Here is a 14491-nt window from a genome sequence, read left to right on the forward strand (position 1 = left end):
CCGAGCACGCCGCCGCACGGTCCGCCGGACCGCGCGCAGGCCGCGCCGCGCGCCGCCCGGCACTTTCCATGGCGCGTTATTCCAAGGAGATCACCGTGCCTCGCAAGACTCCCATCGAGCGCTATCGCAACATCGGGATCAGCGCTCACATCGATGCCGGCAAAACCACGACGACCGAGCGCATCCTTTTCTATACCGGCGTGAATCACAAGCTGGGTGAGGTTCACGACGGCGCGGCGACCATGGACTGGATGGAGCAGGAACAGGAACGCGGCATCACGATCACCTCGGCTGCGACCACCGCGTTCTGGAAGGGCATGGCCGGCAATTATCCCGAGCATCGGATCAACATCATCGACACCCCGGGGCACGTGGACTTCACCATCGAAGTCGAACGCTCGATGCGCGTGCTCGACGGCGCGTGCATGGTGTACGACTCCGTGGGCGGCGTGCAGCCGCAGTCGGAAACCGTCTGGCGCCAGGCGAACAAGTACAAGGTGCCGCGCATCGCGTTCGTCAACAAGATGGACCGCGTGGGCGCCGACTTCTTCCGCGTGCAGCGGCAGATCGGCGAGCGCCTCAAAGGCGTGGCCGTGCCGATCCAGATTCCCGTGGGCGCCGAAGATCACTTCCAGGGCGTGGTCGATCTCGTGAAGATGAAAGCGATCGTCTGGGACGACGAGAGCCAGGGCGTGAAGTTCGAGTACGAGGAGATCCCCGCGAATCTCGTCGAGCTCGCGCACGCGTGGCGCGAAAAGATGGTCGAAGCCGCCGCCGAGGCCGACGAAACGCTGCTCGAAAAGTATCTGCACGACCATGAGAGCCTGACCGAAGAGGAAATCAAGGCCGGGCTGCGCAAGCGCACGATCGCCAACGAGATCGTGCCGATGCTCTGTGGCAGCGCGTTCAAGAACAAGGGCGTGCAGGCGATGCTCGATGCCGTGATCGACTATCTGCCCTCGCCCGTGGACATACCCGCGATTCTCGGCCACGACCTCAACGACAAGGAAATCGAGCGCCACCCGAGCGACGACGAGCCGTTCTCGGCGCTCGCCTTCAAGATCATGACCGACCCGTTCGTCGGCCAGTTGATCTTCTTCCGCGTCTATTCGGGCGTCGTGAATTCGGGCGACACGGTGCTCAACGCCACCAAGGACAAGAAGGAGCGCCTCGGCCGCATCCTGCAGATGCACGCGAACGAGCGCAAGGAAATCAAGGAGGTGCGCGCGGGCGACATCGCGGCGGCCGTGGGCCTCAAGGAAGCCACGACGGGCGACACGCTCTGCGATCCCGCGCACGCCATCGTCCTCGAAAAGATGATCTTCCCCGAGCCCGTGATCTCGCAGGCCGTCGAGCCGAAGACCAAGGCCGACCAGGAGAAGATGGGCATCGCGCTCAATCGGCTCGCGCAGGAAGACCCGTCGTTCCGCGTGCAGACCGACGAGGAATCCGGACAGACCATCATCTCGGGCATGGGCGAGCTGCACCTCGAAATTCTCGTCGACCGCATGAGGCGCGAGTTCGGCGTGGAAGCGACCGTCGGCAAGCCGCAGGTCGCGTATCGCGAGACCGTGAAGCACAAGGTCGAAGATGTGGAAGGCAAGTTCGTCAAGCAGTCGGGCGGACGCGGCCAGTACGGCCACGCGGTCATCACGCTCGAGCCGCAGCCGCCGGGCAAGGGCTATGAGTTCGTCGATGCCATCAAGGGCGGCGTGATTCCGCGCGAGTTCATCCCGGCCGTCGACAAGGGCATCCAGGAGACGCTCAAGGCCGGCGTGCTCGCGGGCTATCCCGTCGTCGACACCAAGGTCACGCTCACGTTCGGCTCGTACCACGACGTGGACTCGAACGAAAACGCGTTCCGCATGGCCGGCTCGATGGCCTTCAAGGACGCGATGCGCAAGGCCAAGCCGATCCTGCTCGAACCGATGATGGCCGTCGAAGTAGAAACGCCCGAGGACTTCATGGGCAACGTGATGGGCGATCTATCGAGCCGGCGCGGCATCGTGCAGGGCATGGAGGACATCGCGGGCGGCGGCGGCAAGATCGTGCGCGCCGAGGTGCCGCTCTCGGAAATGTTCGGCTACTCGACCTCGCTGCGCTCGCTCACGCAGGGCCGCGCAACCTACACGATGGAGTTCAAGCACTACGCGGAGACGCCGCAAAACGTGGCCGAAGCGGTCATCAACGCGAAAAAGCAATAAGACGTTCGCGTGCCTCGAAGCCCGTCCCTTGCCGGGGCGGGCTTTTTTCATGCACGCACGCTGCCGCAAGCGGCGCGATATCGACCATGCCACAATAGCGTGACCCCCGCTGTGCAGCCGCAGCCCACGAGAGGAGACACCGCGATGAGTCACGACCATGAGCACGAGCACCCTCACGCGCACGAAGCTGCCCCCGACTGGCGCGAGAACGGCGTCAAGGTGATTCGCGGCGACCAGCTCGACACGAACACGGCGCAAACGCCCGGCATGAACCGCGCCGCCGCGATCAACGCGGCGCGCGTGGGCGCGCAGAAGATCTGGGCCGGCACCGTGACGATCCATCCGAACGCGAAGACAGGCGCGCATCATCACGGCGCGCTCGAAAGCGTGATCTACGTAGTGCGCGGCCACGCGCGCATGCGCTGGGGCGAGCACCTCGAATTCACGGCCGAAGCGGGCCCCGGCGACTTCATCTTCGTGCCGCCCTACGTGCCGCATCAGGAGATCAACGCGAGCACCGACGACCCGCTCGAATGCGTGCTCGTGCGCAGCGACAACGAGGCCGTGGTCGTGAACCTGAACATCGACGCCGTGGAGGCGCCCGAAACGGTCTACTGGGTCGATCCGATTCATCGCCATCCGCACGAGCATTGATGCGTCATCGCGTTCGCTAAAGCCGCAAAACGTCCGCATTGGCGAATGGCGCGCGGCGAAGCGGCATGGAACGATACAAAGCGCTGCGCTCGCGTCTGCAACTCGCCACGTTCGCGCGCAATCCGGTACAACCCCGTCGCGCCACTGCGGCTATGTCCATCTCGCCGAAGAGCGCCGAAAACGCGTAAACTGAACGCTATTCGTCGTCAGCAGTACCGCATGCCGCCGTCGCTGCCGCTTCCATTGCGGCGGCGCCCTTCCACGGAACCGCACGGAAACCCGCGCCGATGAAACGTCAGCAGTCCAAGCCATCTCGCTCATCCAGCCCATCCGGGGTTGCTCCGCGTTCGCCGCTCGCCGGGCAAGCGACGCCTTCTTCGCAGCCCTTGCCTCAATCGACTCGCGCGGATGAAGCGCCGCCCACGCCTCGCTCGCACGCGTTCGACGCGCTGCGCCGCGACGCCGGCGATTACGGCAACCATGCCATCGACGAGTTCGTCGCCGGCCGGCTCACGCGCCGCGAGTTGCTGCGCCACGCCGGCGTGCTCGGGCTTTCGGGCCTCGCGCTCGCGCTCGGCGGCCTCGTTGTGCCGCGCGGCGCGCACGCTCAGGGCACGTCCGGTGCATCGAAGCCCGGCAACCAGACCATCCGCGTCGCGCATCTGATGCCGGCGGGCGCGGTCGACCCGCTCACCGTGACCGACGCGGGCGCGCTGTGCCTCCTGAACCAGACCGGCGAATTCCTCGCCAACGACGACGCCAACGGCCATCTGCAGCCGGCCCTCGCGCTCTCGTGGCAGCCCAACGCGAAAGCGGACGTCTGGACCTTCAAGCTGCGCCCCGGCGTGAAATTCCACGACGGCCAGCCGTTCGGCGCGAAGGACGTGGTGGCCACGTTCGACCGGCTCGCCGATCCGACAAGCGGCTCGGCGGCGCTTTCGGTGCTCAAGGGCGTGCTCTCGAAGGGCGGCACGAAACTGGTCGACGAACATACCGTCGCGTTCCATCTCGACGCGCCCAATGGCAACTTCCCCTACTACGTTTCTTCGGACAACTACAACGCCGTGCTGCTGCCCGCGAATTACGCGGGCAATTACGAAAAGAGCTTCATCGGCACCGGGCCGTTCAAGCTGGAGCGCTACGAGACGCGGCGCGGCGCGAGCTTCGTGCGCAACGACGCCTACTGGGGCGAAAAAGCGCTGCCTGAGCGCGTGCAGTTCGCGTTCTACGCCGACGAGCAGGCGCAGATTCTCGCGCTGCAAGGCCAGCAGGCCGACGTGATGGGCACCTTCACCGTGCAGGGCGGCATCGGCATCCTGAACAATCCCGACTTCAAGGTGATCGGCGTGCGTTCGAGCGCGCATCGGCAGATCCATATGCGCAACGACGTGCCCACGTTCAAGGACAAGCGCGTGCGCCAGGCGCTCGCGCTCGCGCTCGATCGCGACGTGCTGGTGCGCGGGCTTTTCAAGGGCCGCGCCGTGGTGGGCAACGACAGCCCGTTCGCGCCGATCTTCCCGTCGACGGCCACCACGGTGCCGCAGCGCAAGATCGATCTCGCGAAGGCGCGCCAGTTGCTCGCGCAGGCGGGGCTCGCCAATGGCTTCGACGTCACGCTCACGACCGAGAAGTACATGGAGATTCCCGATCTTGCCGTGGTCGTGCAGAACGCGGCGAAAGCGATCGGCGTGCGCATCGCGCTGAAGGTCGAGAGCCAGTCGCAGTACTACGGCGCGGGCACCTACGGCAAATCGGACTGGCTCGACTCGCCGCTCGGGATCACCGACTACGGCCATCGCGGCGTGCCCAATGTGTTCCTCAACGCGCCGCTCACGAGCGGCGGCACGTGGAATGCGGCGCACTTTCGCAACCCGCAGTACGACAAGCTGGTCGCGCAGTTCGCGGCGACGCTCGACGTGGCCGCGCAAAAGCAGGTGGCCGCGCAAATCGAGACGCTGCTGCTCGACGAGACGCCGGTGATCATTCCGTACTTCTACGACCAGTTGATCGCGCAGCGCACCGCGCTTTCGGGCGTGCACTTCACGGCGCTCGCGCAGCTTTACTTCGACCGCGCCACGCTCGCGGCGTAAGCGCGGGCGGCATGGCGACGTGGCGGCGTGGCGTGCTCACGCAACGCCGCGCGCCGCCCGACGACGCTACACCCAAGCGTGCTTCCCGCACGTTCAGGCCCGCAACGCGTGCATCTGGAGTCCGATGGCTACACCGCTGACGAGACCGCCCTCGACCGCCCCGCGCAATCCGCCCGGCGCGAGCCCCCTGCGTGCGGCGCGCGGCGCCGGCGTGGCGCGCTTTCTCGCGCAGCGCGCCGTCTGGGCGCTGTTCACGCTCTGGCTGCTTTCCGTGCTGGTGTTCGCGGGCGGCCAGCTGCTGCCCGGCGACATCGGGCGCGCGGTGCTCGGTCCGCTCGCCGACGCGCGCGCCGTGGCCGCGCTCAACCATCAGCTCGGCGCTGACCGCCCGCTGCTCGACCAGTACGTCACATGGATCGGCCATGCGCTGCGCGGCGACTTCGGCACTTCGTGGACCTTCCGCCAGCCCGTCGCGCCGCTGGTGGGCGACGCGCTGCTGCAATCGGCGAAGCTCGGGCTGCTCGCGTTCGTCGTGGTCGTGCCGCTCGGCATCGGCGGCGGCGTGTGGGCCGCGCTGCACGGCGGACGCTGGCTCGACCGGCTCGTCAGCACGCTGGGGCTGTGCGCGAGCGCGGTGCCGGAATTCGTCTCGTCGATCGCGCTGATCCTCGTCTTCGGCATCTGGCTGCGCTGGCTGCCGATCGAGGCCGTCGCGCCGCAAGGCGCCGGCTTGCTCGACACGCTGCGCCATCTCGTGCTGCCGGTGCTGCCGCTCGTGCTCGTGTTCTTCGGCTATCTCGCGCGCATCGCGCGCGCGGGCATGCTCGACGCGCTCGAAGCCGACTACACCCGCACCGCGATCCTCAAGGGCCTGCCGCGCCGCGTCGTGATCGTGCGGCACGTGCTGCGCAACGCGCTGCTGCCGAGCGTGACCGTGGCGGCCACGCAGCTCGGCTATCTGATCGGCGGGCTCGTGGTGGTCGAGTCGCTGTTTCGCTATCCGGGCATCGGCTCGCTCATCTACAACGCGGCGAAGGCGAAGGACTTTCCGCTGCTCGAAGCAGGCGTGCTCACGGTGGGCCTCGTCTACACGCTCGCAAATCTCGCCGCCGATCTGCTGCACGCGCTGTTCGATCCGCGGCTGCGCGCACGCAAGGGTTCCTGAACGGCTCACAGGAAGGCGCATGAACGATACGGTGTCCGAATCGATGAACGACGCAGCCGCGCACGAAGCGCTGGCCGCGCCCGCGCCCTTCGCGGCGACGCTGCGCCTGTTGCTGCGCTCGCCCGCGTTCGTGCTGGGCGCGCTGATCCTGCTCGCATGGATCGTCTGCGCCCTCGCGGGCAGCTGGATCGCGCCCCACGACGCCTATGCGTCCGACCCGCTCAGCTCGCTCCTGCCGCCCGATCACACGCACTGGTGTGGCACCGATCAGCTCGGCCGCGACATCTGCTCGCGCGTGATCGTGGGCGCGCGCGACATCCTCATGATCGCGCCGCTCGCCACCTTGACGGGCACGCTCGCGGGCACGGCGCTCGGCCTCCTGACCGGCTATGTCGAAGGCTGGGCCGGCACGCTCGTCGCGCGCGCGCTCGACGCCGTGCTCGCGCTGCCGCTCGTGATCGTCGCGCTGCTCGTGCTCGCGGCCGTGGGCGCGTCGAATCTCGCCGTCGTGCTGGTGATCGGCATTACCTTCGCGCCGCTCGTCGCGCGCACGGTGCGCGCCGCCGTGCTCGCCGAGCGCCATCTCGACTACGTCGCCGCCGCGCGGCTGCGCGGCGAGCGCGCGCATTACGTGATGTTCGCGGAGATCCTGCCGAACATCTGGCCGCCGATCGTTGTGGAAGCAACGGTCCGGCTCGGCTATGCGATCTTCGCGGTGGCGACGCTCTCGTTTCTCGGCTTCGGCATCCAGCCGCCTTCCGCCGACTGGGGCCTCGCGCTCGCCGAGTCGTACACGCTGCTCGCGGGCGGCGCGTGGTGGACGGTGGCGTTCGACGCGCTCGCGATCGCCTCGCTCGTCGTGGCGGTCAACCTGATCGCCGACAGCCTGCGCGAGGTGCTCGGCTCATGAGTCACGCGCGCCCCGCCCTCGCCACCTTCAGTGCGCCGCGCGCCGACGACGCGCTCGCGCTGGTCGGGCTCACGGTGGCCTACCGCGTGCGCGGCAAGGACCGCGACGTGCTCACCGACGTCTCGCTGCGCATCAAGCGCGGCGAAGCGTACGGGCTCGTCGGCGAGTCGGGTTGCGGCAAGTCGACGGTCGCGCTCGCCGTGCTGCGCTATCTCGCGCACAACGGCCGCGTGAAGGCGGGGCGCATCGCCATCGCGGGCGTCGACGTGCTCGCGCTCGATCGCGAGGGCCTGCGCCTGCTGCGCGCGCACACGGTCTCGATGGTCTATCAGGACCCGGCGAGCGCGCTGAACCCGACGCTCACGATCGCTCGTCAGTTGAGCGAAGCATTCGAAGCCGCGGGTGCAAATCCCGCCGACGCGCTCGCGCAGTCGTACGCGATGCTCGAGCGCGTGCGCATCGCCGATCCCGCGCGCGTGATGGCGAGCTGGCCGCATCAGCTCTCGGGCGGCATGCAGCAGCGCGTGGTGATCGCGATGGCGCTCGCCTCGAACCCGACGCTGCTGATCCTCGACGAACCCACCACGGGCCTCGACGCCACCGTGGAAGCCGAGGTGCTCGCGCTCGTTGCGCAACTGCGCGCGGAGCTCGGCATGGCCGTGCTGCTCATCAGTCACGACCTCGCCGTGATCCGCAAGATGTGCGAGCGCGTGGGCGTGCTCTACGCGGGGCGGCTCGTGGAGGAAGGCGCCACGAGCGACGTGTTCGCACGCGCGCGCCATCCGTACACGGTGGGGCTGCTGCGCTGCCTGCCCGCGCCGGGCCGCAACAAGGCCCACGGCGCGCTCGACACGATCCCCGGCGAGCTGCCCGCGCCGGGCACGCTCACGCACGGCTGCATCTACGCGCCGCGCTGCCGGCTCGCCGACGCGCGCTGCCGCGAGCACGCGCCGCCGCCCCATCGCATGGAAGCGGCGCACGGCGAGCAGATGTCGCGCTGCCACTATCACGAGCGGGCCATCGAATTGCCGGCCGCCGACATCGTCGACATCGCCGAGGCAAGCGACGCAGCCAATGTGACCGCTATGAGTGCTAGTGCACAGACGACTGCGCCGCCAGCCGTACAGTCGATCCCGCAGACAAACGAACAAGCTGAGGAAACGCCGCGCACGCGAGACGCACACGATGCGAAAGTGGTGCTGCGCGCGGCCAATGTCTCGCGCACCTTTGGCCGCGGCGCGCATGCGTTGCGCGTGCTCGACGACGTCTCGCTCGAACTGCGCGCGGGGGAAACGCTGGGCCTCGTCGGCGAATCGGGCAGCGGCAAGACGACGCTCGCGAAGCTCCTGCTCGGCCTCCATGCCGCCGACCCCGGCGGCACGGTCGAACTCGACGCGAGGCCGCTCGCCGAGCGACTCGCCCGGCGCGACGCGCAGCAACTGCAGGCGTTGCGCATCGTGTTCCAGCATCCCGACGCCTCACTCAATCGCGCGCTGCCCGTGCGACGCCTCGTGGGTCGCGCGCTGGCCCAGGCGCGGCGCGGTTCCGCGAATGATGGGGCGAACGGTGGTGCAAACGGCGCGGCGAACGAAAGACCGCACGAAGACGCGGGCACCGCATCGAACAGCGCAGCAGACGAAAGCGCCGAAGCGCGTAACGCGGCGCGCGTTGCCGCCTTGCTCGACGCCGTGCGCGTGCCGGTGCGCTACCTCGCGGCGCGCGCGCGGCAGCTCTCGGGCGGCCTCAAGCAGCGCGTGGCGATCGCGCAGGCGTTCGCGGGCGAGCCGCGCGTGGTGATCTGCGACGAGCCGACCTCGGCGCTCGACGTCTCGGTGCAGGCCGCGATCCTGAACCTGCTCGCCCGTCTGCAGCGCGAGCGCGGGGTGAGCTATCTGTTCATCTCGCACGACCTCGACGTGGTGCGCTATCTCGCGGACCGCGTCATGGTGCTCTACGCCGGCCGCGTGCTGGAAAGCGGCCCCGCGAGCGCCGTGCTCAACGGCCCCTGTCATCCGTATACCGAAACGCTGCTGAATCCCGACATGCTCACGCGCGATACATCCGCAAGCGATACTGCGGCCGACGCATCCGCGAGCGGCATGCCGGGCAACGCCAGTGCCACGACAGGGGGCACGGTTGGCTGCATCTTCAGCGCGCGTTGTCCGCGCAAGCTCGGCGCGATCTGCGACGAAGCCGCGCCGCCCTTCGAAGCGGACGCCGACGGCCATCGCATCCGCTGCCACATTCCGGCTGCGCAATTGCGCGAGCTTCAGGCCGAGACCGACCCAGCGCCCAGCGCTCCCTGACGCGCGCGAAGGTCAGACGAAATTCGTTGCGTTGTCCGCTTTTGCAACGTAAATCGTCGTGCCGCAGACCTGCGTTTCATCGTCGAAACGTTTTCATCGATTTTTGCGGCATTGGGATCGTCGGGTAAATGTTAAGTCCGCCACGCGCGGACTTCCCCGACCGATGGCACAGAACTCGCTACATCGGAACCAGGCATCCGGTCGCCGCCCATCAGCGTGAAACGTGCGGTTCGTTGCACCGGGCAAACGGATGGCCGGCTGCACGACGCGCTTGCTTTCTGCCGCCCCGAACACGGGCACCGACAATCGGCAAGGACTCCTGCCTGAACCGGCCAACCGGCGCGAAGCCGTCCGGATGCCGTGTGTACCGCCCGCGCCGGCGAAGCTGTACGTTCCATCGCACAGCATGAAGCGCGCGTCGGCGCGAAGCGGTTTTGCCTGACGGGGGAAGGTGCCTGCGCGTGAACCGTGCAGCGCCGGACACAGGGCGCAAGAGAAGCGAAGCGGACACATGCTATCGCTTCCCGGGAGGAAGCAATGAACAACAGGATTCTTCATCAGTACTGCTACGGGGTTAGCCGGGGGCTCGCAATCGTTGCGATCGGCACGGCAGGCGCGAGCCTGTTCCTGCCGGCTGCGGGCGCGCATGCCGCCAGCGACGTCACGGCTCCGACCTGGGTGCTCGTTGCCGACGCCGCGCTGCCTGCCAGCGGCGCGGCCGGCATCACCGACGCCGGCATGCCGGCTGAAGGCGTCGCGCCGCCAACGACTGCGCCATCGGCGACGGACTCGCACTCCGGTCCTGGCAATGCCACCGGCACGGCCGCCCTGGAGGCGGCGAGCGCGGCGGCCGATGCCGCGCTCGTGTTCGAGCCAAAGAACTGCTACGGCAAGACTGCGGGCAACTGCGGCTTCGGCGGCGGCCGAGGCGGATCGACAGGGAGCTCCGCCAGCGCCGGGGCGTCGGGAAGCACGGGCGCTGGTTCCGGCGGGAGTTCGGGGCCGGGTCGCGGCACTTCGGGTGTTGGCGGCTCGACCAGCGGTTCGAGCAACTCGGGTGGTGGCAGCAGCGGTAAGGGTAGTGGCGCGAGCAACGGCGGTGGCGCGAGCAACGGCGGTGGTGGGAATAACGGTGGTGGTGGGAATAACGGTGGTGGTGGCAACAACGGCGGCGGCGGCAACAACGGCGGCGGCGGCAACAACGGTGGTGGCGGCAACAATGGCGGCGGCGGCAACAACGGCGGCGGTAGTTCAAGCGGTTGCGGTTGCGGCTCTCACGGCGGTCCGTCAGGCCCGTCGGGTGGCTTCGGAGGCGGCTTCGGCAAAGGCGGACCATCGGGACCGTCAGGCCCTTCGGGCGGCTTCGGCGGTGGCTTCGGCAAGGGTGGACCGTCGGGACCCTCGGGACCGTCAGGCGGACCCTCGGGCGGCTTCGGCAAGGGCGGACCGTCGGGGCCCTCGGGCGGCTTTGGCGGCGGCTTCGGTGGAGGATTCGGCAAGGGTGGATCGTCGGGCGGCTCGGGCGGCGGGCACGGCGGCGGCTACGGTGGCGGCAACGGCGGCGGCAATCATTGAGCTCGCACGGCGGTGCGAACAGGCCGCCGCAACCACTCCGAATTGGCGCGACGGCCGGTCGCGTCATTCCAGGCAGCAACGGCGGCGACGCCCCGGTCCCCCGGCCGGGCGCCGCCGCCGGTCGCCGGAAGCGCCCCTCCCCCTCATTACCTGCGATTCAGACGAGTCTTCCTCGAAGCCGAAAAGTGTGCAGCCGTGCTTCCCTCGTGCGCCCTAGAGCATCTCCAGCGGCCGTTTGCTGCGCGGCGGCTTGAAGTACGCATCCAGCGCCGCGTGGTCGTCGGCGCTCAGCGCGAGATCGAGCGCCGCGCGGTTGTCGCGCACGTGATCGACGCGCCCCGCCTTCGGAATCGCGCAGACACCAGGCTGCCGCAGCACCCACGCAAGCGCCACCTGATAGATCGACACGCCGTGCCGCGATGCGATGTCGTCGAGCGGCGAGCGCCTCGGCAGGCGCGCATGATCGACGGGGCTGTACGCCATCAGCGGCATGCCGTGCGCGCCGCTCCAGGGCAGCAGATCATATTCGGGCCCGCGCCGCGCGACGTTGTAGAGAATCTGATTGATCGCACAGGCGTCGCCGCCCGGGACCTCGAAGAGCTCCTCCATGTCGTCGGTGTCGAAATTGCTCACGCCCCAGTAGCGGATCTTGCCCGCGCGCACGAGCGCCTCGAAGCCTTGCACCGTCTCCTCGAGCGGCACGCCGCCGCGCCAGTGCAGCAGATACAGATCGAGCCGGTCGGTGTTCAGGCGCTTCAGGCTCGCCTCGCACGCGCGCTCGACGCCGCGCCGGCTCGCATTGTGCGGATAGACCTTGCTCACGAGAAACACGTCCTCGCGCAGCCCTTGCAGCGCTTCGCCAACGAGCGTTTCCGTCGCGCCGTCGCCGTACATTTCGGCGGTGTCGATAAGGGTCATGCCGAGCGCGACGCCTTCGCGCAGCGCGGCGATTTCGTCGGCGCGGCGCGCATTGTAGTCCCCCCCGCGCTCACCCATTTCCCACGTGCCCTGCCCGAGCTTCGCGATCCGTTCGCCGCCGGGCAGCGCGATACTGGCGATATCTGTCGTCATGTCGTCTCGGTTCCCATGCAAATCTGCGCTTGCAGCGAACGGCCAGTGTATCGCCTCGCGCGGCGCAGGGTCATGCGTCGACGAGTAAGTCCATCATTTCCGCGGCACGCCGCCTATGACATAAAATTGCCGTTCGCCTCTCACGCCTGCCTCCCATGAACGCTCCCACGGAAGACCGCTGGCGCGGCCTGCGCCCGGACCCGGACAACGACACGCCGCTCTATCTGCAGCTCGCGCGCAAGCTGAGCGATGCGATTCACGAGAACCGCTGGGCCGCCGGTGAGGCGCTGCCCTCCGAGCGCGTGCTCGCCGATGCGCTCGGCGTCTCGCGCATCACCGCGCGCAAGGCCATCGCGCTGCTGGTCGAGCAGGGCATGATCCGCCGCACCCAGGGCGCGGGCAGCTTCATCACGCCGCGCTACGAAGACCCGCTCTCGCGCCTCACGAGCTTCAGCGAGATGCTGCGCCAGCGCGGCTTCACGCCCAGCTCGCGCTGGCTCTCGCGCGAGATCCAGCCCGCGAGCCGCGACGAAGTGATCCAGCTCGGCCTCTCGCCCGCCGCCGCCGTGACGCGCCTGAAGCGTCTGCGCCTCGCCGACGGCATCGTCATGGCCGTCGAGAACTCGACCTTCCCCGCCGCGCTGATCCCCGATCCGAACTCCATCGGCGATTCGCTCTACAGCTTTCTCGAACAGCGCGGCCTCGCGATCGTGCGCGCGCTGCAACACTTTCGCGCCGTGAACGCGAGCGAGGAAATCGCGCGGCAGATGAGCATCGCGCCGAACGAGGCGCTGCTGCTCATCACGCGCGTGGGCTATACCGCCGATCAGCGCGCCATCGAGCTCACCGACACGTATTGCCGCAACGACTACTACGACTTCGTCGCCGAGCTGCGCAAATAAAGCCGCGACGACGGGCTGCGTGCGTGAGGACGCGTCGCGCGCCGCATCGGCTGTCAGTCGCCGCTCACCACTCGCCGCTCGCGTCGCCTCGCGCAACGTCGCATCACCTCACGCCGACCATTGCGGCGCGTCGGTCCCGATCGGCACGCTGGGGCGCGCGTAGAACGCCGGCGTGCGTTCGAGCCGTTCGGCGGGCGCCACGGCGCGCACACGGCCAAACGGCGTAGCCGATTCCTCCAGACAGTCCGCGAGGTCCTGCGCACGCACGTCGGGCGCGCGCTGGCCTTGCGCGAGCGTGCCCATCGTCTGGAGCCAGCGGCCCGTCTGCGCGAGCGACACGCGCACGTGCCAGCTTCCGCCCTCCTCGGCGCGCCGCGCGAGCGCGACCATCGCGCCAAACGCGGCCAGATAGCCGGTGGCATGATCGAGCGCCTGGCAAGGCAGCGGGCGCGGCTTGTCGAAAGACGCACCGGACGATACGCCTGGCGCGTCGAACTGCGCCGACGGCAGAGCGCCGCCATGCGCCGCCGCCACGCTCTCGGTCCAGACGATCCCGCTCGCCGACTGCACGAGGCTGTCGAAGCCGCGCCGCTCGCACCACGGTCCGCGATGCGAGTACGCGCAGATCGACACGCACACGATGCCGGGCCGCTCGCGCGCGAGCATCTCGGGCGCGAAGCCGTGCGCCGCGAGCGCGCCGGGACGATAGCCTTGGAGGAACACGTCGGCGTCGCGCACGAGTGCGTGCAGTTGCGCACGATCCTCGGCCTCGCGTAAATCGAGCGTGGCCGAGCGCTTGCCGCGTCCGTTGTCGATCACGAGCGGCGCGATGTTCGGCAGATGCGGACCGTTGACGAGCAGCACGTCGGCGCCATGATGCGCGAGCGCACGCCCCGCCACCGGCCCCGCGATGATGCGCGTGAGGTCGAGCACGCGCATGCCTTCGAGCGGGCGCGCCCTGGCCTTGCGCGCGAACGCATCGCCGGCGCCGCGATCGCCGCTATCACCGATGCGCTCGATCTCGAACAGCGGCAGACTCGCCACGGCGTGCGCCTGTTCGAGCGCGGCCCATTCGCGCGGCGTGCGCACGAGCGCCGCGCACAGTCCCGCCTGCGCGAGCGCCTCGTCGAGCGCGGCGCCGTCCCAGTTCTCGCGAATGGCGCGGGCCACGTCGTCGCGGCTCTCGGCACAGCCGAGCACGCGCAGGATGCCGTGCAGATGGTGCGCGAAGTTCGCATGGAGCTGTATCCAGCGGCCATCGCGCGTTTCGAAGTAGCCCGTCACGGGATGGCGCAATTCGAACGGCGCGCCGCCATCGACGCTCAGATAGCGCTCGCTGCGAAACGCCGCGAGCGCGCGGCGTACGTCGATGCCCACGCGCTGCTCGGCGCCGCCGCGCAGCCGGTGCAGGCGCGCCGCAGCGAGCCCCACCGCGCCGATGCTCGCCGCCGCGAGCGTGCCGACGCGAAACACCGAGGGCAGGCCGGGATCGTCGCCTTCGATGTCGACCAGGTCGAGCGCCGCCATGGAATCCTGGGCGCCATCGTGGGGATGCGCGAGCATCCAGAGGTGTTCGAGCGCGTCGCGGGGCGTCATGGCGTGCGTCCTTGTCGG

The 14491-nt window shown here is 68.8% G+C and carries 10 protein-coding genes; 8 read left to right on the forward strand and 2 right to left on the reverse strand.

What is annotated here, in order from left to right:
* Positions 1–95 precede the first annotated feature (95 nt).
* From fusA to U5775_RS04125, 7 genes are all read left to right on the forward strand, one after another.
* Complete coding sequence (gene fusA / locus U5775_RS04095; protein WP_322056827.1) at positions 96–2204, forward strand: elongation factor G; 2109 nt, start codon at positions 96–98, stop codon at positions 2202–2204.
* Between the two features lie 144 nt (positions 2205–2348).
* Positions 2349–2858, forward strand: coding sequence for a cupin domain-containing protein (locus U5775_RS04100; protein WP_322056828.1), 510 nt, complete (start codon positions 2349–2351; stop codon positions 2856–2858).
* A gap of 449 nt (positions 2859–3307) precedes the next feature.
* On the forward strand, positions 3308–4948 hold the full coding sequence (locus U5775_RS04105; protein WP_322056883.1) for an ABC transporter substrate-binding protein: 1641 nt from the start codon (positions 3308–3310) through the stop codon (positions 4946–4948).
* Between the two features lie 124 nt (positions 4949–5072).
* Complete coding sequence (locus tag U5775_RS04110; RefSeq protein WP_322056829.1) at positions 5073–6113, forward strand: ABC transporter permease; 1041 nt, start codon at positions 5073–5075, stop codon at positions 6111–6113.
* 43 nt (positions 6114–6156) lie between these two features.
* Entirely contained in the window at positions 6157–7023 is an 867-nt protein-coding gene (locus U5775_RS04115; protein ID WP_322056884.1) for an ABC transporter permease, read from the forward strand.
* Positions 7020–9329: an ABC transporter ATP-binding protein gene (locus U5775_RS04120; RefSeq protein WP_322056830.1), complete on the forward strand. Its 2310-nt coding sequence runs from the start codon at positions 7020–7022 to the stop codon at positions 9327–9329. The genes U5775_RS04115 and U5775_RS04120 overlap by 4 nt, the downstream gene beginning before the upstream one ends.
* A gap of 537 nt (positions 9330–9866) precedes the next feature.
* Positions 9867–10904, forward strand: coding sequence for a hypothetical protein (locus tag U5775_RS04125; protein ID WP_322056831.1), 1038 nt, complete (start codon positions 9867–9869; stop codon positions 10902–10904).
* A gap of 213 nt (positions 10905–11117) precedes the next feature.
* Here the strand turns inward: U5775_RS04125 and U5775_RS04130 are convergent, their stop codons facing one another.
* Positions 11118–11975, reverse strand: coding sequence for an aldo/keto reductase (locus tag U5775_RS04130; RefSeq protein ID WP_322056832.1), 858 nt, complete (start codon positions 11973–11975; stop codon positions 11118–11120).
* A 155-nt stretch (positions 11976–12130) separates the two neighbouring features.
* Between U5775_RS04130 and U5775_RS04135 the strand changes: the two genes are divergently transcribed.
* Complete coding sequence (locus tag U5775_RS04135; RefSeq protein WP_322056833.1) at positions 12131–12877, forward strand: GntR family transcriptional regulator; 747 nt, start codon at positions 12131–12133, stop codon at positions 12875–12877.
* Between the two features lie 108 nt (positions 12878–12985).
* Here the strand turns inward: U5775_RS04135 and U5775_RS04140 are convergent, their stop codons facing one another.
* Entirely contained in the window at positions 12986–14473 is a 1488-nt protein-coding gene (locus tag U5775_RS04140) for a CoA transferase (protein ID WP_322056834.1), read from the reverse strand.
* Positions 14474–14491: the final 18 nt, after the last annotated feature.

Source organism: Paraburkholderia sp. J63, from assembly GCF_905220245.1.
Classification (GTDB): domain Bacteria; phylum Pseudomonadota; class Gammaproteobacteria; order Burkholderiales; family Burkholderiaceae; genus Paraburkholderia.

Bases quoted from the DNA above. Each gene is read 5' to 3' on its own strand.
- U5775_RS04125 (WP_322056831.1), top strand. From the start codon at position 9,867: ATGAACAACAGGATTCTTCATCAGTACTGCTACGGGGTTAGCCGGGGG.
- U5775_RS04100 (WP_322056828.1), top strand. From the start codon at position 2,349: ATGAGTCACGACCATGAGCACGAGCACCCTCACGCGCACGAAGCTGCC.
- U5775_RS04115 (WP_322056884.1), top strand. From the start codon at position 6,157: ATGAACGACGCAGCCGCGCACGAAGCGCTGGCCGCGCCCGCGCCCTTC.
- U5775_RS04135 (WP_322056833.1), top strand. From the start codon at position 12,131: ATGAACGCTCCCACGGAAGACCGCTGGCGCGGCCTGCGCCCGGACCCG.
- U5775_RS04110 (WP_322056829.1), top strand. From the start codon at position 5,073: ATGGCTACACCGCTGACGAGACCGCCCTCGACCGCCCCGCGCAATCCG.
- U5775_RS04120 (WP_322056830.1), top strand. From the start codon at position 7,020: ATGAGTCACGCGCGCCCCGCCCTCGCCACCTTCAGTGCGCCGCGCGCC.
- U5775_RS04130 (WP_322056832.1), bottom strand. From the start codon at position 11,975: ATGACGACAGATATCGCCAGTATCGCGCTGCCCGGCGGCGAACGGATC.
- U5775_RS04140 (WP_322056834.1), bottom strand. From the start codon at position 14,473: ATGACGCCCCGCGACGCGCTCGAACACCTCTGGATGCTCGCGCATCCC.